Consider the following 22,865-nt stretch of genomic DNA (forward strand, 5'->3'; position numbering starts at 1 on the left):
TTATTCAAAAAAAATTATTATTTTTATTTTAAAATAACTAACACATGAAAATTTTATTATTTCCAATACTCCTTATTTCCGTTACTTTTTCAGCACAAAAAAAAGATAATTTACTTCCTGTTCCCAAGATGGATACCACAAAAATTGTTGCTAAAGGGAAATTCCCGGGATATTTTGCTCTGAAACCCGATCAACCTCAAAAAGAACTTTACAAAATATTAACGGTTAAGCCCAATGATACAATTCTTTATCTGGCTTTAAAAGAATCTTCAAAGGATTATTCACAATATAAAATTCTAAATTCGATTACTCCAGATAAGCTTCAGGTCAATCGGAAAAAAATACTACCATCCAAATAACATAACACAAACTAAAAACTATTACCATGGGAAAATTTATTATCTCTAAAAGAACAAACGGAGACTTTCAGTTCAACCTCAAAGCTGGAAACGGGCAGGTTATTTTAACCAGCCAGGGATACAGTACCAAACCTTCCTGTGAAAGCGGAATCGGATCCGTAAAACTCAATGCACAGGAAGACGCAAAATTTGAAAGAAATACAGCCAATGACGGCAGATGTTATTTTAATCTAAAAGCCGGAAACGGACAGATCATCGGAACCAGCCAGATGTATGAATCTGACAATGGTATGGAAAACGGAATAGAATCTGTAAAAAACAATGCTCCTCATGCTCATATAGAGGACGAAACAGACTTTTAAAATCATATAAAATATTCTTCATAAAATGTCTTATTTTTTTAAGGCATTTTTTATTTTTGTACTCTATTTTTCATTAGAAATGACAAAAGAAGAATTACTGAATAAAGCAATCAAAATCGCCGATAAGGCTCATAAAGGACAAACCGATAAATACCATGCTCCCTACATTGCCCACGTAATGCGGGTGATGAACTATGGTAAAACACTGGATGAAAAAATCGTTGGAGTACTTCACGATGTTGTAGAAGACCATCCACAGGAGTTTAGTCTGGACTATTTAAGGTCGGAAGGATTTCCTGAATATATTATTTTTGCCATCAGCTGCCTTACAAAGCTTGATCCGGAAGAAGACTATGATGAATTCATTAAAAGAACGGAACGATCTCTCCTTTCTGTAGCTGTAAAACTAAATGATCTTCGTGATAATATGGATCTCAGAAGAGTAAACAGAGAGCTTACTCCTAAGGATATCAAAAGATTCAATAAATATCTGAAAGCCTATCGCTATCTGATAGAGAAATATTAATCCGCACCCGGGAAATCGTAACTCTTCGTGTGATGATCTGTTCCATCGATATTGATATTTAACGCAAGGTAAACGAAATGTAAATTTTTGTTTCCTTTTGCTTCAAATTCACGCTGCCACAGATATCCGCTCACGATTCCGAAATAATCATCGATCTGATAGCCGAAACCGCCATAGACTCTGTTTCTGGCGAAAGTAGGCTTCATCGGAGAGACAAAGAAAACCTCGTCATAAGCATTAGCGAAAACAGTTCCTTTCTTAATGGTTTTAGCGTTCAAAGGAACACTAACGTTCAGACGGTATCTGTAACGCATTCTCTGGGAAGTCTGATCTGTTTTTGGCTCGTAAAACCAGCTCTTTTCAGCACGGAAACGGTTTTCAAACTTTACGATACCTTTCTTGATATCAATAACGTCCTGAAGCCATACCCTGAACTCCTCTCTGCTCAGGCTATGTTCTTTATAGTTAACATACCTTCCCAGTCCTACAAAAGGTTTGTGGTTTTTGGTAAGATTATACCCTAGCCCCCCTTTTATTTCATAATAATCAGGGTAGGTATAATCTTCGTTACCACGCATCTGCCCTTCAGCATAAAGGAAAAATTTCGGATGAAACTTATAGGTCAGAGTCACTGCATTGAAGCTGGAAATGTGTTCCTGCGCTTTAAAAAAAGATATTCCAAGTAATAAACCTAAGCCTATAAGACGTTTCATAAAAAATTTTTGCAAATGTATATTTTTTAACAATTTGTTAATATTAACTTTCATTAATATTAAATTAACACCTACTTAATATTAATTGTATAAGAAAACCCAATGTGGAACCACCTTTGCGGCATTCCCACCCCAAATGCTTCGGTATATTTTGTGTTGGTCAAATTGTTAATCAACACATACACTGAATAATCTTTCTTAGCAAAACTCAGCTTCTCATCTACAAGATTATAGGTTCCCAGATTGACTCTTTCATTGTAACGGTAAACAAGCTCATTGGTAAAGTTTTTCAGGAATTTCACCTCTAACTTGGACACAAACTGATGCTTCAGATTGTCCAGAATATATCTTGAAATCACACCAGCTTTTTCTTCATATTTACTATCAATATAAGTATATCCTACTGTATATTTTAACCAGTCTGTCGGTCTGTGGCTCCACTCGGCTTCGACTCCTTTTGTTTTGATATCTCCTACATTCTGGGCATACCATACTTTATCACTAAGGTCTTTTTTTACCCAGTCAATAGAGTTGCTGGAATTCCTAAGAAATCCACTTATTTTTGCTAAAATTCTGTTATTTTGATATTGATAACCTATCTCTGATGACAAAGCATTTTCAGGCTGTAAATCCGGATTTCCCTGTTCCGTTTTACTCACATAATAAAGTTCGGTAAAAGTGGGTACACGGTGTACTTTTGCGATATTTCCGTAGATTTTAGAATTAGTATTAAAGTTATAACCTACGTCAAGCCCCGGATAAAAGAAATTTCCTTCTTTAGAATAATTAGCCCATGAAATTCCCGGACTGATGTTCAGTTTTTTATCCAGTAATGAAAAATGATGTTCAAAGAAAACCTGAGATATAAAACGGTTTCGGTCACCCAAATTACTGCTTATTAAAAATTCTTTTCTCAGTTCAACACCAATTCCGGTTATTCCCAACCCCCACTGATAGCTGGAATTCACTTCTCCACCTACGTTATTTCCGATGTGCATATTTCGGTAAAAATCCGGATTCCATCTGTCATAAAGATACATATCCTGCCCTCTTCTCCAATACACATTAGAGTTAAGCTTCAGCTTTCCAAAAGTCTGCTGATGAGCTACACTTACAATAGAGGCCTGTGTTTCCTCATACTGTTTGGTAGCAGCACTGGAAGCATAAAAACCATTGGCTCCGAATTTCTTTTCCGAAAACCCGGCCTGTACTCTTACATCTCCGTTTTTGATATTCAGCTTTCCCTGATAAAATACATTCCTGATTTCATAATCTGTATTGAACATATATCCTTCTGAAGAAGCAGAATTTGCCTGAAGGGAGTTGGTAAATTTTTCATTTCCGATCTGCGCGTTAAATCCCAGACCATAGCTGCCGTAATCTCCACCCTCTGCACTGATTTTTACTTTTTTCCCTGGGGTAGTTTTGGTAACGATATTGATAACACCGGCATAAGCATTCTGTCCGAAACGTCTTGCAGCCGGACCTTTTATGATTTCTATCTTTTCTACCTCATCCAGATCTACCGGAATATTCATATTATTATGTCCGGTCTGGGAATCATTCATCCTGATTCCGTTCAACAACAGAAGAACCTGCTCAAAAGAACTACCACGAAAACCGATATCGCTCTGCACACCATTAGCCCCTCTCCTTCTGATATCCATTCCTGGCACCTGTTGAAGGATTTCGTCTATACTTTTAGCCGGAGAATTTACAATGTCTTCTCTGGTGATAACACTGATGTTCTGATTGGCACTTTTATAAGGTGTAGAGATAAATTTTCCCTGAAATTGGATGCTTTCAATATCTGTTGTCTTTTCCTGTGCATTTACCCAAAGTAAAGATCCCAGAAAAAAAGCACTTCCTATCTTTTTGATCATAATCGTTTCCGTAGTTTTTTTAACAGAGTCCAAAAGTAAGAGAGTTCACCAAGACAGGCAAATGATAGTTGTCATAAAAAAAGATGCAACGTAATGCTGCATCTGTGTGAGGGAGTAATTCTATCTTTTTCTCATTAAATGTGTAACTAGATCTCTGAATAATTTTCTCATTTCTATATTACATATTTACGGCTACAATTTTAAATAATTTTACAACATAAAACAATAGTTAAACAAAAAAACACAATATATTTTAAAAATTATAAAAAACACTGTAAAATAAACCGTAAAACAACATTAAGTCCACAAAAAATATTCATTTTTATCGTTCATCAACAGATTTATTTCCTTTTTCGCCTTCTTATTTCATGTTGATAATAACAATTTTTAACAATAAGATAAGCGTAAATTTTTCGCTAAAATTTCGTAATTTTGTGGGTCTTAATTTTACGATGAAAGCATTCTTTTTCAACGGTAATTCTATCGGCAATCTAAAAAATTACAGCTGCAGAATATCAGATGAATTTGGGAATACCGGCAAAAGTTCAATTGATGACAGCCTGGGAAAATTCTAAGGCAAAACACCATTATACTGAAAGTTTTAATGCTTTACAGTTACTTTTATGAATAAACAAAATATGGCTAACACAACAGAAATAGACATAAAGAAACAGATTTTCGTTAAGAATGCACATCTTAACAATCTGAAACATATAGACGTCCTGATTCCGAAAAATAAACTTATTGTTATTACAGGTGTTTCAGGAAGTGGAAAATCCTCTTTGGCCTTTGATACTATTTATGCAGAAGGACAGAGAAGATATGTAGAAAGTTTAAGCTCTTATGCCCGTCAGTTTTTGGGAAAATTAGAAAAACCAAAAGTGGACGATATCAAAGGACTTGCACCTTCTATTGCCATACAGCAGAAAGTAATTTCTTCCAATCCGCGTTCTACTGTGGGAACTTCTACAGAGATCTACGATTATATGAAGCTTTTATTTGCAAGGATCGGGAAAACCTTTTCACCGGTTTCCGGAGAAGAAGTGAAGAAAGATTCGGTTTCTGATGTAGTCGACTTCATCAAGGCTTCAAAAAAAGATACTTCCTTTCTATTAACTGCTCCTTTGGAATATGATGTTGACAATTTCAAAGAAACCTTAAATATTTTAAAACTGGCAGGTTTCACAAGGCTTGAAATCAATGGAAATGTTGCAGGAATTGAAGACCTTGAAAGTTTTGGTTTTACTCCTGAAAAAGGAATGACTATTAATCTTGTCATCGACCGTTTCTCATACGAAGAAGACGAAAGTTTTTTACAGAGACTTGCAGACTCTATACAAATGGCGTTCTATGAGGGACGCGGATATTGTTCACTAAAGAACATCGATACAGAAAAAGTAAAAGAATTTTCCAATAAATTTGAGTTGGACGGCATGGAGTTCCTTGAACCCAACGTTCATTTTTTCAGCTTTAATAATCCATACGGAGCATGTCCGGCGTGTGAAGGGTATGGAAAAGTAATTGGAATTGATGAGGATCTTGTAGTTCCTAATAAAACATTATCCATCTACGAAGATGCTGTTGTCTGCTGGAGAGGAGAAACGATGAGCGAATGGAAAAAAGATTTCATCAAAAAAGCAGGTGATTTCCCTATCCACAAACCTTATCATCAATTAACAAAAGAACAGAAAAACTTCCTTTGGAAAGGTGACGGAAGGAGTAATTTCCCGTGCATCAACAATTTCTTCAAGATGCTTGAAGAAAACCTTTATAAAATCCAGTACAGAGTAATGCTTTCCCGTTACAGAGGAAAAACCCTTTGCCCGACATGTGAAGGTTTGAGACTTCGTGAAGAAACAAGCTGGGTAAAAGTAGACGGACACAATATTCAATCGATGATTGAGCTTCCTTTGGATGAGCTGGCTCCTGTCATTAATGGATTGAAGCTTTCTGATCATGACAAAGAAGTAGCCAAAAGACTGATCTATGAAATCACCACCCGCCTGGAATTTTTATTAAAGGTAGGATTAGGATATTTAACCTTAAACAGAACGTCCAATACCCTTTCAGGAGGAGAAAGCCAGAGAATTAACTTAGCAACCAGTTTAGGAAGTTCTCTGGTCGGTTCTATTTACATATTGGATGAACCTTCTATCGGACTGCACTCTAAAGACACCGAAAACCTGATCGAAGTATTGAAAAATCTTCGTGACCTTGGAAATACCGTTATTGTAGTAGAACACGACGAGGATGTGATGAGAGCGGCAGACTATATTATTGATATTGGTCCGGAAGCAGGTTATCTTGGTGGCGAACTGGTATTTGCCGGTGATTATAAAGACTTGAAAAAAGCCAATACCCTTACTTCAGAATATCTTACGGGAAGACTTGAAATTGAAGTTCCGAAAAAAAGAAGAAAAGGAAAAGAATGGATTCATATTAAAGGTGCGCGTCAGAATAACCTTAAAAATATAGATGTAGACGTTCCTTTGGAAAGTCTGGTAGTCATTTCCGGAGTTTCAGGAAGTGGAAAGTCTACTTTGATGAAAGAGATCCTTACCAATGACATCCAGATCCAACTTGGAATGGGTGGTAAAAAAGGAGACTATGATTCTGTAGAATTCCCGAAAAAACTGATCAAAAATATTGAATTGATTGATCAGAACCCGATTGGAAAATCATCCCGTTCAAACCCTGTCACCTATCTAAAGGCTTACGATGATATCCGTGATCTTTTTGCCAAGCAGAAAGTGGCCAAAATGATGGGTTACAAGCCTAAGCATTTCTCTTTCAACGTGGATGGAGGTAGATGTGATGAATGTAAAGGAGAAGGAGTAATCAATGTGTCTATGCAGTTTATGGCAGACATCGAGCTTGAATGCGAAGTTTGTAAAGGAACCCGATTCAAAAATGAAATCCTTGAAGTAAGATTTGATGAAAAAAACATCTCTGATATTCTTCATATGACCGTAGATGAAGCATTGGAATTCTTTAAAGATAATAATGAAGAAAAGATTGTAACAAAGCTGAGACCTTTGCAGGAAGTAGGATTAGGCTACCTGCAGCTGGGACAAAGCTCTTCTACCCTTTCAGGTGGTGAGGCACAACGTGTGAAACTGGCTTCTTTCCTTGTAAAAGGAGTAACCACAGATAAAACATTATTCATCTTTGACGAACCTTCTACAGGGCTTCACTTCCATGATATTCAGAAATTACTGAAGTCATTACAGGCTTTGATTGATCTTGGACATTCAGTGATTGTTATTGAGCATCAGCCTGATATCATCAAATGTGCCGATTATATTATCGATATCGGTCCGGAAGCCGGAAAACATGGTGGCGAAGTTGTATTTGCAGGAACACCTGAAGATCTGACTAAAAATAAAAAGTCCTATACGGCAAAATACATCAAAGAAAAATTGGAACAATAAATACAATCGGCTGTTTTAAAAACAGCCGATTTTTATTTAGATTCTTTATCTTTATTCAACTTATTAACCCATTACAAAATTATTCTTTATGCCTTGGAATCCCGAATTATACGATCAATACAAAGATGTACGTTACAAACCCTTTTATGATTTAGCAGCATTAATTAAGCCTGAAAATAATATAAAAGCTATTGATTTAGGCTGTGGAACCGGAGAACAAACCTCTATTCTAACGGAAAAACTCACAGGTTCTACATTCTTAGGAATTGATTCATCAGCAGAAATGCTTGAAAAATCAAAGAAATTTGAAAACGATCATTTACATTTTAAGCTTCAGAGTATTGAAGAAGCAGCACTGTCTGATCAGAAATGGGATCTTGTCTTCAGTAATGCCGCTTTACAGTGGGCTGATGATCACGAAACTTTATTTCCTAAAATCATTGGATTACTTTCAGAGAATGGACAGTTAGCCATACAAATGCCCGTCCAGAAAGAAAATATTCTGAACCAGATTCTAACGGAAATGGCAGATGAGGAGCCTTATGCATCCCAATTAAATCATTTTAACCGAGATTCTCCGGTGCTTTCAATGGATGATTATGCCCAGATATTATTTGATAACGGAATTCAGGATATTGAAATATTTCAGAAAGTATATCCCATCATTGCGAATGATCACGAGGCTTTATACACCTTTATTTCAGGAACAGCATTGTTACCTTATGTAGAACGTCTGGAAGGAGAACAGAAAGAACAATTCATCTCCGAATTTAAATCTCGTATCGCCAAAAGGTTTACGAAATATCCGGCTATCTATGCATTCAAGCGCATCCTGATGTATGGCCGTAAGAAATAGAAAATCTTGATCCCCCATAAAAGAAAGCTGCCACAAAAGCCAAATTATTTGGCTTTTGTGGCAGCTTCGTCTTTATAGATTCTTTACTATTTTATATTATACAAGAACGGACTTTCCCTGATATACTCAGAATTTTCAATCTGAGAAGCTAAAAAATCAGCAAGATCTACGGCACTGATATTTTCTCCTTTGCAGTCTGTAAGGCTTATTTCCGTTGGAAAACGGTCCTCTGTAAGATGAATCAGAGGTAGTCTTACCAAGGTCCAATCTAGGTTGCTCTCCAGAAGAAGTTCATATTCTTTTTGTTTATCAGTTGTAGTCTCAGGGTAATTCTGATACATCCAGTCTGTCGCCATTTTTACCTTTTCATTTTTATGATCGGACGGTGTATTTACACTCAAGCCTGTAGTTACAATATAGCGACCGATTCCATGATGACTCATTGCAGAAATGATATTTTTTGTAGCATCACTAAAAATAGACTTCTCTCCTTTTGGCTGCCCTAAAGTACTCATGACAAGATCAGTTCCTAGAATCAATTTATCGATCGCTGTTGTATCCCTTGCATCTCCTTTTACCACTTCAATTAATGGATTTTGAAGGGTGAAATTCTTGGGATGCCTTAATAAAAGTTTAAGATGATATCCTTTCTCAAGAAGGTTTTGTACCAGATATTGTCCGGATTTTCCGGTTCCGCCGATGATGGCAATTTTATGGATTTTCATAATGATTTTTTTTAATATTAAATATCAATAATCAGCAGCTGATTCACCGCTAATGACCATTAGTATTATAAAAGATGAATTGTCTTTTCTTTAGATAAGAATAATAGGTATATAGGGTTCAGAAAATTGAACCTAAGATGTTCAGGCTTAAAAGTAACACCTGACTCATAGTAATATGTATTACGAGATTTTAATGAATTAAAGTTACTTATTTTCCTTATTAAAAAAATCAAAAAATTATGATTTTGACAACATATATTAAAAGAGAAAGTTTTTAACTTTGATAATAGGCTTATTACCAGCACATTCCATCAAAAACATCTACACTAATAAAATATAATAATATGGAACCCTTTACAGTAAACATCCCTGAATCGGTGATCACCGATCTTAAAAATCGCCTGCAAAATACCCGCTGGCCCGGAGAACCTGAAGGCTCAGGCTGGAACTACGGAACCAACGAAACTTACCTAAAAGAACTTACCCATTACTGGATCAATGATTATAACTGGAGAATGCGCGAACAGCAATTGAATCAGCATCCTCAGTATATCGTACTGATAGACGGAATTCTAATTCATTTTCAATACATAAGGGGAAAAGGTCCTAACCCAAAACCATTGATTCTTACTCATGGCTGGCCGGATAGCTATTACCGTTTTCATAAAATTATCCCATTGCTTACAGAAGGCGAAAAGAGTTTTGATCTGGTTATCCCTTCCATTCCGGGATTTGGTTTTTCTGATAAAACAGCAGTCAGCAGCGAAAGAGTCGCTGATCTTTGGAAAAAATTAATGACAGAAGTACTTGGCTACAAAAAATTTTATGCTGCAGGAGGAGATATCGGCATGGGCGTAGTAAAAGCACTGACTTCAAAATACCCCGAAGTCCTGGAAGCTGTTCATCTTACCGATGTGGGATACCCTACCGGTCAGGAAGATTTCACCACAATGAGTAAAGAAGAACAGGAATTCGCGCAGTTTGTTCAGCAGTGGTGGTACAGCGAAGGAGCTTATGCCATGGTACAGTCTACCAAACCTCAATCGCTGGCCTATGGTCTCAATGATTCTCCTGTCGGATTGGCAGCCTGGATCATTAGCTTTACCAATGCAGGAGCTTCTCCGGAGCTGATTGAAGCAGCATTTGGGGGCAGAGACGAATTACTTACTAATATTATGATTTATTGGGTCACACAAACCATTGGTTCTTCTGCCAGAATGTATAAGGAAGATGCAGCGGCTTTATGGAGCGGAACACAGGTTCATCAAAAAAGCAGCGTTCCTGCAGGAGTACTTGTATTTCCACGCGAAGCCCAGTTTCCAAAAGAATGGGCAGAACGTTTTGTGAATGTCACCAGCTTTAAAAAGATGAATGAAGGTGGCCATTTTGCCGCCCTAGAATTACCTCATCTATTTGCAGATGAACTGAGATCATTTTTTTATTCTGTCCCATAAAAACAATGTATGAAATATAATATATCTGCCCTACTTACAGTTTCTGTTTTGATGATGAGCTGTACTATACAAAAGAAAAATACTGAAAGTAATGATTATGAAGTAAGACTGGATACTTTAACCTTCTTTGACCAGAGCAGAAACCGGAAGATTCCTGTAGCCTTGTATCACCCTAAAACGGATAAAAAGATTCCCAATCAACAGGTTATTATCTTTAATCACGGATATGGTTTTAATAAGGGTGGCGATTATTTTGTCTACTCTTATTTGACTGAAAAACTGGCTTCAAAAGGTTATTTTACGGTCAGTATCCAGCATGAACTTACAACAGACCATCTGTTGCCCACTGAAGGAAATTTACAAATGGTGAGAAGGCCTTTCTGGCAGAATGGTTCGGATAATATTCTTTTTGTACTGAATAAACTTAAAAAGATGAAACCAGAACTGGATTATAAACATCTTTCCTTAATAGGCCATTCCAATGGTGGTGATATGACAGCATTATTCGCAAATCAGCATCCTAACCTAGTATATAAACTGATTACAATCGACAACCGCAGAATGTTTCTGCCCAGAACTTCTGTTCCTAAAGTATATACTCTGCGTTCTAATGATTATCCGGCTGATGAAGGCGTACTTCCAAATGAGGTAGAACAAAACAAGTATTCTATGACAGTACAAAAAACCTCCATTAATCATAGTCATATGGATAATAAAGGCAGTGATGAAGAGAAAAGAGTCTTAAATGATTTTGTTTTAAAATATCTTTCTGAACAGTAATTTCAAAAAGCTCCACAAGTTATCCACAAAAAATGTGGATAACTTGTGAATTTTAACATTTAATTCATATTTCGTATTAAAATAATTGCTACATTTACTATGTAATAAACATCGAAGTGGAAACTTTATTTGCTTTTCTTACTACTCTTGAAATTGCAATTAAATTTGAAATAAAAATTTAAGCACAGCATTGTCGGCTGTGCTTTTTATTGTTGTCTAATTAAAAAAATGAGATGTATTTATCTACTGGATCTACCCCTAAAGGGTAGATTCTTTTATCCATATATCCTTTCAAATAAAGATTTTTAGAGTTTTTGAATCCCTGAACATCTATTTATTCCAAACTGTATTAAAGAGCCGGTCAGAAAACCTATCATCAATGCAAAATTCATTTTAATCAGATTGCTCTTTATAATGTTATAATCTCCTCATATTGTTCCCCAGTACGGTATAACATTTGTATTTTACAGTTTAATTATCAACAATATGGACGAAACGAAAATAGAATCTTTAGACCTGATTAATGATAAGTATTTAATAGATGAATATTTTAAACTTAAGGTGAATAAGGAATTAAATATTGACATTGATCTTAGCTCTGAATATATCACTGCACATAATATAGTTTCAAAAAAATTAATTCTTGTGCAGACATTTTCTCATACCATTATGGAAAACCCGCAGCTCTATCTTTTATTACGCTCTTTAATTCATAACGTCAACAGTTATCACGTAACAAAAAGTCAAATGATTTCTGCTCTGAATAATACATAAAAAAAATCTCTCAAAATTTGAGAGATTTTTTATTTGGAAAATCGAAAGATTTACACCTGCTCTTTTATATGCTTTGCCACCATTTCTTCAAGATCATCCAGATTAAAAGGTTTTGAAACATAATCATCTGCCTTTGCTTCGGAAGCTAAAGCAGCAATATCATTGTTTGCCGTAACATAAATGACAGGAATGTGATTGAATTCTTCACTGTTTTTCAGAAGTTTTGTGGCTTCCACTCCTCCAATTTTCGGAATCCAGTTATCCATCAGAATAACATCGGGATGATATTCGGCCACTTTCTCCAGAATATCATGTGAAGTTTCTGAGATTCTGACCTCGTAGCCATTCTCTTCAAATATGATGGTAATCACTTCCAAAATAGCAGCGTCATCATCAAAAATTAAAATTTTCTTTTTGCTCATATTATTTAGGTTATTCTATTACAACTGATTGATATAATCTGCCAGATTATCCGGTTTGATAATTTGGTCATAATCTATTTCTTCTACGGCATGTTTGGGCATATATTCCACTTCTGCCGTTTCAGGATCCTGGATCCATACCTGTCCGTTATTTTTTTAATATAACAAAGTCCTTCTACTCCATCAGCATTGGCTCCGGACAGAAGAACTCCAATCATATTCTCTCCATAAATTTCTGCTGCAGACCTGAAGGTAACATCTATTGAAGGACGGGAATAATTCATTTTTTCTGAGCTGTCCAATGACATATTTTTCTTATTCTCAAACAGCAAATGATAATCTGCCGGAACAATATAAATCGCATTATTGTCTATTTCAGTTTTATCTTCTACTTCTATCACCGGTATTTTCGTGAACTGCTGTAATAAGGTTCTCAGAATGTCTCCGGATTGGGCTTTACGGTGAACCACCACTACGATTGGGATTTTCAGAATATCATTCAGGTTTTTGATCATTTCAATAATGACCTGTAAACTGCCTGCTGATCCTCCTATAACAATTAATTCAATGTTTTTCTGTGATTCCATAGCATTGGTTATTAATGATGATCAAGCTTTTTCCAGATTTTCTGGTCTTCAATCTGATGGTAATTCTTTTCAATAGTGGAAAACCTGAGTGTTTCTTTTGCTCCCAAAGCCAGAAAACCTAAATTTTCCAGACTATTATCGAAAAGTTTAAAAACTCTTTCCTGCAGTTCTCTATCAAAATAGATCAGAACATTTCTGCATATAATCAGCTGAAAGCTATTGAAAGAACTGTCTGAAACCAGGTTGTGCGTAGATAAAATAAGTTTTTCCTGTAAGCTTTTATCAAATTTTACACTATCATAATTGGCCGTATAGTAATCTGAAAAATCACGTTTTCCTCCTGAAAGCATATAATTTTCAGAATATAATTTCATCTGATATAACGGGAAAACACCGGCTCTGGCAGTTTCAAGAACTGCGGGATTTAAATCTGTACCATAAATCAGGGATTTATCATACAACCCTGCCTCTTTCAATAAAATAGCAATAGAATAGGCTTCTTCTCCCGTAGAGCAACCCGCAATCCAGATCCTAATCAGCGGATAAGTGCCTAATTGTGGCAGAACTTTCTCACGTAATGCTTTGAAAAAAGAAGGATCCCGAAACATTTCTGTAACATTTACTGTAACTTCTTCTACAAAACGTTTTAGATATTCCACATCATTCATAAGGGTATACCTAAGTTCCGCGAAGCTGGTAAACCTATCCAAAAGACATATCCTGTTTACCCTTCTTTTAAACGAAGCCCTGCTATAACCTGAAAAGTCATAGCCATACATCTCATAGACATCGTTGATCAGATATTCTATTTCTCCATCTTTTACGATACTTGGTTCCAGCATCTATGAAAGTTTTTCTATTGCCATTAGTAAAAGGTCTACATCAATAGGCTTTGAAACATAATCATCAGCGCCTACCTCAATACATTTCTCACGGTCTTCAGGCATAGCCTGTGCGGTTACTGCAATAACTGGTATATCTTTAATTTCAGGCGTATTTCTTATGATTCTTACGGCTTCATATCCGTCTATTCCCGGCATCATCATATCCATAAGCACCATTGAAAAATCAGGATCAGCTTTTAGCATATCTAAAGCTTGCTGAGCCATCGTACTGGTTTCTACTGCATATCCGCGGGCCTTAAGGGTGAGTTTCAATGCGAATATATTACGTGGATCATCATCCACAATTAAAATTTTCTTTTTCATCAGAATTTTATCTGTTTAACTTTCATACAACCAAACACGAAGCAGCGATAACAGCTGATCAATATCTACTGGTTTTGAGATATAATCCGAAGCACCTGCTGTAATGCATTTCTCACGGTCTCCAATCATTGATTTTGCGGTTACCGCTATAATAGGCAGTTTTTTAAATGCCGGCATTTTTCTGATCTGCTTTATGGTTTCATAACCATCCATTTCCGGCATCATCATATCCATTAAGATCACGTCTATATCAGAATTGTGGTGAATTTGCTCCAGAGCATGCTTTCCGTCCATGGCTACAATAACCTCTACTTTATATTTTTCCAGTGCTTTGGTTAAAGAAAAAATATTGCGGACATCATCATCGGTAATCAGAACCTTTTTACCACTCAGAACCTCTGTTAGGGATCCCAGCATTCTGCCTGCAGTACTTTCTGCGGAATTATTTTTTTCTTCCACCAGATGCAGGAACAATCCTACTTCATCCAAAATCCTTTGGTACGAATGCGCTGTTTTTACAACAATTGAATCTGCGTATTGCTTTATTTTAAGCTCTTCTTCTTTAGATAAATGGTGTTCTGTAAAGATGATAATGGGAAGGTTTTCCAGTCCTTCATGGCTTTTGATAGATTCTATGACGTGATAATCATTTCCTTTTGCGCTCGCAATATCCAGAATAACGCAGTCTACAAGATCAGAAGTCAGAGCTTTTACACTATCTTCTACCGTATGTTCTACAGATAAAGAGATATTAAAATTGCTCAGGAAATAAGACAATGCACTGGCATGTTTGGCATTTTCTTCAACAATCAGCACTTTTTGAGATCCTTTTTTTAAGGCTTCTTCAATCTTTCTGAAAACGTCAGTCATTTTATCCAGTGCTACCGGTTTATTAATAAAGTCAACGGCACCTTTCATCAGACTTTCTTTTTTAAGATGAAGAACAGACATCATATGAACCGGAATATGTTTGATATAAGGATCAGATTTCAGTTCATCCATGACCTCCCAGCCATCTTTCACAGGAAGCTGAACGTCCAGTAAAATAGCATGCGGATGGTACTTCTGAGCCGCTGAAAGAGCATAATCTCCTCTTACCACAACCACTCCTTTATAGCTCTGCAGATGGGCATATTTCAATAAAGCTTTTGCAAAATTGATATCATCTTCAATAATCAGAATGACTTTATCTCCTTCCTGAATATTTTCTCTGTCGTCTGCTACATCTTCAGGAATTTCAAGGGTATTTACCGGAATTACTTTTGGTTCTCCTTCATCAAGAATATTCTGAATTTCTTCCACATCTTCACGAATCACCTCTACAAGATCCTGATCTGTCTCAGAATGTATAATCTCTGTCACCGCGTGTGCAGGAATAATAAAGCTGAATTCACTTCCTTTGTCTATCTCACTTTTCAGAACCAATTCACCTCCAAGAAGTCTTGCTATTTCACGGCTTATGGACAGACCTAAACCTGTTCCTCCGAACTTTCTTTTGGTAGATCCATCAGCCTGCTGGAATGCTTCAAAGATAATTTTTTGCTTATCTTCTGCTATTCCAACGCCTGTATCTTTCACTGAGAATATGATAAAATCAGGTTTTTCAGAATGTTTCTTGATGTGTAAACCGATGCTTCCTTTTGTGGTAAATTTTAGGGCATTCGACAATAAATTTCTCAATACCTGGTCAATTCTCAGACGGTCACTTTCGATCACTTTCTGTACATTTGCATCGATTTCGATATTAAACGGGAGTGCTTTCTCCTGAAATACAGGATTGAAAAGACTCTTAAGGTCTTTTACCACTTCTTCAAGGTTTACGTCCTGATATTCAAGCGTCATTTTACCAGATTCTATTTTGGCAAGATCCAGAATTTCATCAATAAGGGTTAATAAGCTTGTGCCTGAACTATGAATTACTTTGGCAGATTCCATTTGATCTTCGTTAAGATTTTCGTCAGGATTTTCCGTCATTAATCGGGATAAAAGAAGAATAGAATTCAGCGGAGTACGCAATTCATGAGACATATTGGCTAAAAACTCAGATTTGTATTTAGTACTTAATGCCAGCTCTTCTACTTTTTTCTGAATTTCATTATTACGTTCAGCAATTAAATGATTTTTTTCTTCCAGCAATCTGGAGCGCTCTTCCAGTTCTGCATTAGCCTGCATCAGCTCTTCCTGCTGTACTTTAAGCTCTTCTTCAGATGCCTGAAGCTTCTGGGTTTGTGCTTCCAGCTCCGTATTCAGATTTTCAAGCTCAGAGTGCTGAACCTGTAATTCCTCAGATTGAGCCTGTGTTTCTTCCAATAATTGCTGCTCTTTTTCTCTGCTTTTTGCAGCACTCAGGGCGATTCCTATATTGGTACAGCATTCTTCAAAATAGTGTATTCTGTCTTCCTCAAAATTAGAAGTAGAACCAAGCTCTAATACTCCTATTATATGGCCGTCTGCAAATAGCGGCAGCAATATAATTCCGTAAATTTTAATCGTACTGCTGGCAAAAGTAACCACAAAATCTTCTTCATGAAGGTTATTATAAACCTGTGTCTTAGCATTAACAAAAGCCTGTCCCACCATTCCTTCTCCGGGTTCAAAAGCTTTTTTCATATTGGATTCCAGTCCAAATGCTTTATTAAGTTTTAAAATTCCTTCATCATATAAATACACAGAACCATTAATACATTTTCCGTATTCAATCAACTGCATTAAAGATTTATTGGAAACTTCCTGTACAGTCTTATTCCCTACCAGGGATTCATTCAGTAGCGCAAGCCCTTTCTGACGCCAGTCGCTCTTATTAATCTTATCAAAAGAGGTTTTGAGAGACTCCGTCATGTGATTAAGAGATTCTACCAGATCTCCAAGATCATCCTGAGCATTATCCACCGCTTTTTCACTGTAATCCCCATTCGCTACTCTGTTGGCAATCTTTTGAATAGCACTTACACGGCGCGTCATTTCTTCATCTTTTGCCTTAAGCATTTTCTCAAGCTTATCTCTTCGGATAAGATCTGCGCGCATTTTTATATAGAAAAATACAGTGACAACCACTGCAGCAACGGCGGAAAAAAGGATAAAAAGGACAGTTGTACCGGACGAACGGTTGAGATCATTATTTTTAATTTCAACCTGGTTTTCTTCATATTGTACAAAATCATTGACAATTTTCCGGCACTGATCCATATAGATTTTACCCTCAGTAATTTCCTGTTGCGTCATGATAATGCCTCTTCGTCTGTTCTCAACCAAATGTTTCAGGTTCTGCATTACCTTATCAACTGCTGCTTTTAAGCCTGCAAGTCTTTGAATTTGATTCTGATCATCGATATCCAAAGATTCAGCGCGTACCAAAGCTTTAGGATATTCTCTTAATCCCCGTTTATAAGGTTCAAGAAAATCTTCCCTTCCGGTAAGCTGATACCCTCTGTTTCCTGTTTCTGCATCCAGTAAAGCAACGAGAACGTCTTTCACCGCTGTTACAGAACGTCTGCTTTTGGAAAGATTTTCACGGTGGTTCATCTGATTTTGGATACTCCAATAAGAAGCCAACGAGCTGGCTATTAAAATCAAAAGTGAAAGACCTACTCCGAACTGAAGATTTCTTATTATTTTTTTCGGCATTAAAATTAGTTTAGTGGTAATGTGAAATAAAAAGTAGAGCCTTCATCTACTATACTGGAAACCCCAACACTTCCATGGTGCTGTTTGATGATCTCGGAACAGATAAACAACCCGATTCCCATTCCCTGAAACTGCAGTGAAGATTCTTCTACACGGTAGAATTTTTTGAAAACCGCATCCTGTTTAAAATCCGGGATACCAATTCCAAAGTCTGTTACGTTCACTCTTACTTCTTCAGCTTCTTCATCTACAAAAGTGGTGACAATCACCTGATTATTATCTGGTGAATATTTTATAGCATTGGTCAGAAAGTTGATGAGCACCTGTTCTATACGGATTTCGTCTAAAGAAATTAAAATATCCGGTTTTGTTCCGTGACGCTCAATTTTCACTTCACGCTGATCATGAGTTTGTATGATTGTTTCAATGGCATTATTGATCAAATTTTCCAGATTAACGGGTTTTTTATTAATTTTCAGCTTGCCATTTTCTATTTTAGAAACATCCAGCAGATCAGTGATCAAGGTATTCAGCTTTTCAATCTGTCCCTGAACTTTCGCTACAAACCCTGCTTCAGAGCTTTCTTTATCGAGTTTTAATTTTCTTTCCAACAACTGAACATAGGCTTTAATACTCGTTAAAGGAGTCTTTAGCTCATGGCTGGCGATGCTTAAAAATTCATCTTTTTCTTTTTCAACTTTCTTCTGATCATCAATATCGGTAAAAGTTCCCACCCAGTTTTTAATACGGCCTTCATCATATACCGGCGTTACTCTAAGCAAATGATAACGGTAATTACCAGAAACCACATTTTTAATTCTGACCTCCAGCTCAAGAGCTTTTCCTTTTTTTCTGCATCTCTCAAATTCTTCTGTTATATCAGGATCATCCGGATATATTTCAGGAAAATTCTGTTCAGAATCTGAATATTCATACCATTTACCGTTCACGAAATCCACAGTTCCGGCTTCATTAAGGGTAAATGCAATTTGTGGAAGTGACTCCAGCATTAAGTGAAAATGGTCAATCTGAGACTTCATTGTCACTTGTGATTCACGTCTTCCTTTAACCTCCAGCTCAAGATTCTGCTGGGCCTTCTTCATTGCTATATTCTGCTCCTGAAGATTATAGAATGTTTTTACTTTCAGTAAAAGAATTTCAGGATCTACAGGTTTCGTGACATAGTCTTTAGCACCGGAAGCATAGCCTTTCGTTATAAATTTCTTATCTGTATTAACAGCAGATAAAATATAATGGGAACTTCTTTTGTTTTACTGTAATCTGCCAATGTTTCTGCTACTTCAAAACCGTCCATATCAGGCATCTGAACATCCAGAATAATGAGGGCATAGTCGTTTTTAAGGGCTTTAGCAAGCGCCTCTTCACCGGAATTGGCTGTTTCCACCTGAAAATCTTTGGACTCTAGTAATTTTTGCAGTGAATAAAGATTACTTTGATTGTCATCAACAATTAAAATCATAGAAGTTAAAATCAATAATTAGTTACAGATATTTAAACCTCAAAAATACTTACAATATTTCAAAACGTAGCAATTTTTAAAGTATTATGAATAACTAATTCATACCACATTTTATGCTTTAAATAGGAATAAAATGAGATTAAGGGAGCTCATCCCATCTAAAAAAAATTTCTATCATTTCAGAGAAAACCAGATTATAAAACTCCTAAAACCTACTTAAGCATTTGTTGTTAATGTTTTTCTCTTGAATCAACATCTTGATCATTACGCTACTAAGGCAAATAATTTGTAATTTTATAATCTTAGCCAGGCCTCATAGTTCAATGGATAGAATAGAAGTTTCCTAAACTTTAGATCCAGGTTCGATCCCTGGTGAGGCTACAAAACGTGAACTCTTTGCTTAAGCATCTAAGAAAAATGAATGCTCTTGATGATAAATCGTCTAATTTGACAATTAAATTTTGAATAATTACAAGATAATAACAATCTTAAAAGAGGCTATCTCTTCTAAGATTTAAGACAGCCTCTTCTGCTTTATAAATTGTATAAAATCTTTTTTGTAAAAGTATTTCTAAGTAAAAAGTAACTTAGTAGAAAGAAATCGAGCACCATTTTTTTATAAATTCTAAACACTAATATATTTTTTGAGCACCTCAAGAAGATCTGCCTTTCTTACAGGTTTGGGAAGGAAATCATTCATTCCGGCTTCAAGGCACTTTTCTTTTTCGCCCAGCACATTTCCGGCTGTAACGCCTATGATAGGTATGTGTTCATATCCCGGCAGCATTCTGATATTTTGTGTTGCCTCAATACCGCTCATTATTGGCATCTGTACATCCATCAGGATAATGGAAAACTGCTTTTTCCTGCATTCCTCCAGAGCCTGCAGCCCATTGACTGCTTCCGTTAGATGTATACTGGGAGCAAGAGATTTCATCATTCTATTATTCAGGACCATATTCACAACATTATCATCAACCAAAAGCACATCTAATTCCGGGGCAAATAAATGGGAAACTTTTTCAGACTGGTCCTTCCCGGTTTCCACTGTATAACTTCGATCTACTTTTTTTAAGGTTTTGTATAGTTCATGTGATTTGATAGGCTTCAACAATAAATGTGCATTTTGTATTTTCCTAACCGAGGTAAATATGCTCAATTCTTCTGAAGAAGAAGAAAGTATTATAAATGGGGAAGTCTCTTTTCGCTGGTTGAACAGCCCTGTCATTTTATCAATCGTTTCCAATCCGGACATAAGAGGCATATGATAATCCATCAGGATCACATCGAACCGCTCACCTTTCAACAAGATATCTAATGCTTCCATCCCATTAGAAGCCAGGGTAGATTTGATATTCTTATAGCTAAGCATGTGCTCAAGAATGATCCTGTTGGTTTCATTATCATCAACCACCAGGGCCGTTTTGATCGTTATTTCATCCTCCTCTCTCAATTGAGAGATCTCGTAAGGAATCTCAATGTCAAAGAAAAATACAGAACCGCTTTCCTTTGCGCTGCTCAGCGACAAATGGCTTCCCATATATCCCAGGATATTGTTCGAAATAGTAAGCCCTAGACCCGTGCCACCATATTGTTTACTGATGGAACTGTTTTCCTGAGTAAAGGCATCAAAAATGTATTTCTGTTTTTCAACAGGGATGCCGATTCCCGTATCTCTAACCGAGAAACGCAAAGCAATAGTACGATCATCCATACGTAATTTCTCTACTTTTAGCTCGATCTCTCCTTTTTCTGTGAATTTCACGGCATTCCCAAGAAGATTGATCAAGATCTGCTTTAACCTTGCTTCATCCATAAAAAGTATTTTTGGAAGACCCGGTTCAATATTGAGAAGAAGTTCGATATTTTTTTTCTGGGATTGATAAATAATAACATTGATAACCTGGCTCAACATGTCATAAACATCACATTTTTCAATCAAAAGCTCCATTTTTCCGGATTCTATTTTAGAAAAATCCAATATATCATTGATAATGCTAAGCAGGTTTTCCCCTGACTCATTGATGTAATTCAGATATTGCATCTGTGTTTCATTCAGCGGTGTTGTGAGGAGAAGGTCTGAAAAGCCAATAACTCCGTTTAAAGGAGTTCTGATCTCATGACTCATATTGGCAAGAAATTCGGATTTTGCTTTGCTGGCAATATCTGCTGTTTCCTTGGCATTTTTTAGTTCTTCATTTATCTTTACAGCATTTGTAATATTCTGTATGGAAATAATTACTCCTCCTACTTCATCTTTTGTAAGATACCAAGGTCCGACTTTAAGGTCGTAATGCTGAATTTGTTCTTTTCCTTCTACCTTTAGTGTATAGTCACTGTTGATGTAGGTTTTTCCCAACAGCGCATTGTCATAAATCTCTTTTCTTTCTTTGGGTATACTAGGTGATATAGTGAAAAGATTATTACCAATAAGATCTATATTATTCATACTAAATTCCTCCTTCCATCTGTTGCTTACGGCAACATAATTAAGGTCTTTATCAAACATGGCCAAAGGAACAGGAACATCAGTGGCAAAAGACTGCATTATAGCCTCCTTGCGGGTAACCTCCAGAAACATCTTTTTGAAGGCATCAATGTCCTGAATGATTCCGAAAACCCTTTTGCAGCTATTACCTTCAAATTCGGGAATCCCTTTTACTCTTACCCATATCGTAACTCCATCATTACGCAAAAGCTGAAACTCCTCATCAAAAGTAATTCCTTGTTGTATTGCTCTGTTAAAAAGGTATTTTATTCTCTCCTTGCTTTTTCCTTTGTAAAAATCAAAGGCAGTTTCGAAAGTAGGCTGAAGATCATCTTTCAGTTTGTGAATTTCTCTTGTACTTTGAGACCAAAAGAGCTTTCCGGTCTTCATATTGGCTTCCCAACCTCCCACTTGGGCTACTAAGCTTGTTTCCTCAAGCATTTCCTTAGTGTTAAACAGATCTTTTTCCAACTTCCCGCGTCGGATAAGGTCAGATTTTAGTTGTATATAAACAAAATAGTTACCCCAATGGCTGCCATGGCAGAAAAAACGATGAACAAAACGGTCCACTGGGAAGACTTGTTCAGATCTTCATTTTTTATAGCAAGTTGAACTTCCTCCTTTTTTACAAATTTCTGAACGAGCATGCGGCATCTGTCCATAGCCTCCTTGTTTTGTACAAGTTCGTCCGGACTCATTAATATTCCTTTTTTACGATTCTCAATAAGCAATACATATTCTTTCATCATCATCTCTGAAGTATGCAGCAATTCATTTAGGATATTAATCTGATCTTTATCTCTCAGATGAAGTCTACCTTTGTTAGAAACAAGCAACGGATATTCACTCTTACTTTTATTGAAAGGTTCAAGAAAACTTTCCCTTCCGGTAAGCTGATATCCCCGATTTCCTGTTTCGGCATTTAAAAGAGTATTTAAGATATCTTTTGCTAAGCTTATAGATTCCTTATTTTTTAATAAGTCTTTCCTATTCTCCATCTGCTTATGTATGCTTATATAAGATGCTATGGAACTAGCAATCAGAAGTATCAAAGAAATCACTACTCCAATTTGAAGATTTCTTATAATTTTTTTTGGCATTAAATAGTATTTTTGTAATAAAATACTAAAATAGATCATTTTATAATATTAACAAATTAATTTAGAAATTTGTCAGCAGATATTGGAACATGA

The 22,865-nt window shown here is 36.2% G+C and carries 19 protein-coding genes, 1 tRNA gene and 1 pseudogene; 9 read left to right on the forward strand and 12 right to left on the reverse strand.

From position 1 onward, the window contains the following. Positions 1–44 precede the first annotated feature (44 nt). The 3 genes from KBP46_RS04615 to KBP46_RS04625 all read left to right on the forward strand — a co-directional run bounded on the left by KBP46_RS04615 (position 45) and on the right by KBP46_RS04625 (position 1,247). Complete coding sequence (locus tag KBP46_RS04615; protein WP_120230934.1) at positions 45–359, forward strand: hypothetical protein; 315 nt, start codon at positions 45–47, stop codon at positions 357–359. Between the two features lie 26 nt (positions 360–385). Then, positions 386–721, forward strand: a complete 336-nt coding sequence (locus tag KBP46_RS04620) for a YegP family protein (protein ID WP_062670100.1) — start codon at positions 386–388, stop codon at positions 719–721. A gap of 79 nt (positions 722–800) precedes the next feature. Then, positions 801–1,247, forward strand: a complete 447-nt coding sequence (locus tag KBP46_RS04625; RefSeq protein ID WP_041461800.1) for a phosphohydrolase — start codon at positions 801–803, stop codon at positions 1,245–1,247. On the opposite strand, the gene KBP46_RS04630 is transcribed toward KBP46_RS04625, so the two are convergent. Continuing rightward, positions 1,244–1,960, reverse strand: coding sequence for a DUF2490 domain-containing protein (locus tag KBP46_RS04630; protein ID WP_062670101.1), 717 nt, complete (start codon positions 1,958–1,960; stop codon positions 1,244–1,246). The two genes, KBP46_RS04625 and KBP46_RS04630, sit on opposite strands and share 4 nt — an antisense overlap. Positions 1,961–2,031: 71 nt before the next feature. Continuing rightward, positions 2,032–3,843, reverse strand: a complete 1,812-nt coding sequence (locus KBP46_RS04635; protein ID WP_216444763.1) for a TonB-dependent siderophore receptor — start codon at positions 3,841–3,843, stop codon at positions 2,032–2,034. Positions 3,844–4,481: 638 nt separating this feature from the next. On the opposite strand from KBP46_RS04635, the gene uvrA reads away from it, so the two are divergent. Both uvrA and KBP46_RS04645 read left to right on the forward strand, forming a co-directional pair. Further along, positions 4,482–7,274 carry an excinuclease ABC subunit UvrA gene (uvrA, locus tag KBP46_RS04640; RefSeq protein ID WP_216445450.1) on the forward strand — a complete coding sequence of 931 codons (2,793 nt, stop codon included), beginning with the start codon at positions 4,482–4,484 and terminating at the stop codon, positions 7,272–7,274. An 88-nt stretch (positions 7,275–7,362) separates the two neighbouring features. Continuing rightward, positions 7,363–8,130 carry a methyltransferase domain-containing protein gene (locus tag KBP46_RS04645; protein WP_123278371.1) on the forward strand — a complete coding sequence of 256 codons (768 nt, stop codon included), beginning with the start codon at positions 7,363–7,365 and terminating at the stop codon, positions 8,128–8,130. Between the two features lie 86 nt (positions 8,131–8,216). Here KBP46_RS04645 and KBP46_RS04650 read toward each other — a convergent pair whose 3' ends face one another. Continuing rightward, positions 8,217–8,855 (reverse strand): NAD(P)-dependent oxidoreductase, encoded by a 639-nt coding sequence (locus KBP46_RS04650; RefSeq protein WP_216444764.1) that lies wholly within the window; start codon positions 8,853–8,855, stop codon positions 8,217–8,219. Positions 8,856–9,199: 344 nt separating this feature from the next. Between KBP46_RS04650 and KBP46_RS04655 the strand changes: the two genes are divergently transcribed. From KBP46_RS04655 to KBP46_RS04665, 3 genes are all read left to right on the forward strand, one after another. Next, positions 9,200–10,309: an epoxide hydrolase family protein gene (locus tag KBP46_RS04655; RefSeq protein WP_062670108.1), complete on the forward strand. Its 1,110-nt coding sequence runs from the start codon at positions 9,200–9,202 to the stop codon at positions 10,307–10,309. 9 nt (positions 10,310–10,318) lie between these two features. Further along, complete coding sequence (locus KBP46_RS04660) at positions 10,319–11,089, forward strand: alpha/beta hydrolase (protein ID WP_123278374.1); 771 nt, start codon at positions 10,319–10,321, stop codon at positions 11,087–11,089. A gap of 486 nt (positions 11,090–11,575) precedes the next feature. Beyond that, positions 11,576–11,863, forward strand: a complete 288-nt coding sequence (locus KBP46_RS04665; RefSeq protein ID WP_062670113.1) for a hypothetical protein — start codon at positions 11,576–11,578, stop codon at positions 11,861–11,863. Between the two features lie 50 nt (positions 11,864–11,913). On the opposite strand, the gene KBP46_RS04670 is transcribed toward KBP46_RS04665, so the two are convergent. The 7 genes and pseudogenes from KBP46_RS04670 to KBP46_RS04705 form a co-directional block, all read right to left on the reverse strand. Continuing rightward, positions 11,914–12,285, reverse strand: a complete 372-nt coding sequence (locus KBP46_RS04670) for a response regulator (protein WP_062670114.1) — start codon at positions 12,283–12,285, stop codon at positions 11,914–11,916. A gap of 18 nt (positions 12,286–12,303) precedes the next feature. Beyond that, positions 12,304–12,872 (reverse strand): annotated as a pseudogene (locus tag KBP46_RS04680) (chemotaxis protein CheB). Positions 12,873–12,883: 11 nt separating this feature from the next. Continuing rightward, positions 12,884–13,714 carry a protein-glutamate O-methyltransferase CheR gene (locus tag KBP46_RS04685; protein WP_062670119.1) on the reverse strand — a complete coding sequence of 277 codons (831 nt, stop codon included), beginning with the start codon at positions 13,712–13,714 and terminating at the stop codon, positions 12,884–12,886. Further along, entirely contained in the window at positions 13,715–14,080 is a 366-nt protein-coding gene (locus tag KBP46_RS04690) for a response regulator (protein WP_062670121.1), read from the reverse strand. 15 nt (positions 14,081–14,095) lie between these two features. Next, entirely contained in the window at positions 14,096–17,704 is a 3,609-nt protein-coding gene (locus KBP46_RS04695; RefSeq protein WP_216444767.1) for a response regulator, read from the reverse strand. 5 nt (positions 17,705–17,709) lie between these two features. Beyond that, entirely contained in the window at positions 17,710–18,807 is a 1,098-nt protein-coding gene (locus KBP46_RS04700) for an ATP-binding protein (RefSeq protein ID WP_216444768.1), read from the reverse strand. 110 nt (positions 18,808–18,917) lie between these two features. After that, positions 18,918–19,184, reverse strand: coding sequence for a PleD family two-component system response regulator (locus KBP46_RS04705; RefSeq protein WP_216444769.1), 267 nt, complete (start codon positions 19,182–19,184; stop codon positions 18,918–18,920). Positions 19,185–19,493: 309 nt separating this feature from the next. Here KBP46_RS04705 and KBP46_RS04710 point away from each other — a divergent pair. Continuing rightward, positions 19,494–19,565, forward strand: a tRNA-Arg gene (locus KBP46_RS04710). A 244-nt stretch (positions 19,566–19,809) separates the two neighbouring features. On the opposite strand, the gene KBP46_RS04715 is transcribed toward KBP46_RS04710, so the two are convergent. Both KBP46_RS04715 and KBP46_RS04720 read right to left on the reverse strand, forming a co-directional pair. After that, the gene (locus tag KBP46_RS04715) at positions 19,810–22,113 is read right to left on the reverse strand and encodes a response regulator (RefSeq protein WP_216444770.1); all 2,304 of its coding nucleotides are present in this window, start codon (positions 22,111–22,113) and stop codon (positions 19,810–19,812) included. Between the two features lie 56 nt (positions 22,114–22,169). Continuing rightward, the gene (locus KBP46_RS04720; protein WP_216444771.1) at positions 22,170–22,772 is read right to left on the reverse strand and encodes a CHASE3 domain-containing protein; all 603 of its coding nucleotides are present in this window, start codon (positions 22,770–22,772) and stop codon (positions 22,170–22,172) included. Positions 22,773–22,865 lie beyond the last annotated feature (93 nt).

The organism is Chryseobacterium sp. PCH239, from assembly GCF_018924625.1.
In the GTDB taxonomy this organism is placed as follows: Bacteria; Bacteroidota; Bacteroidia; order Flavobacteriales; family Weeksellaceae; genus Chryseobacterium; species Chryseobacterium cucumeris.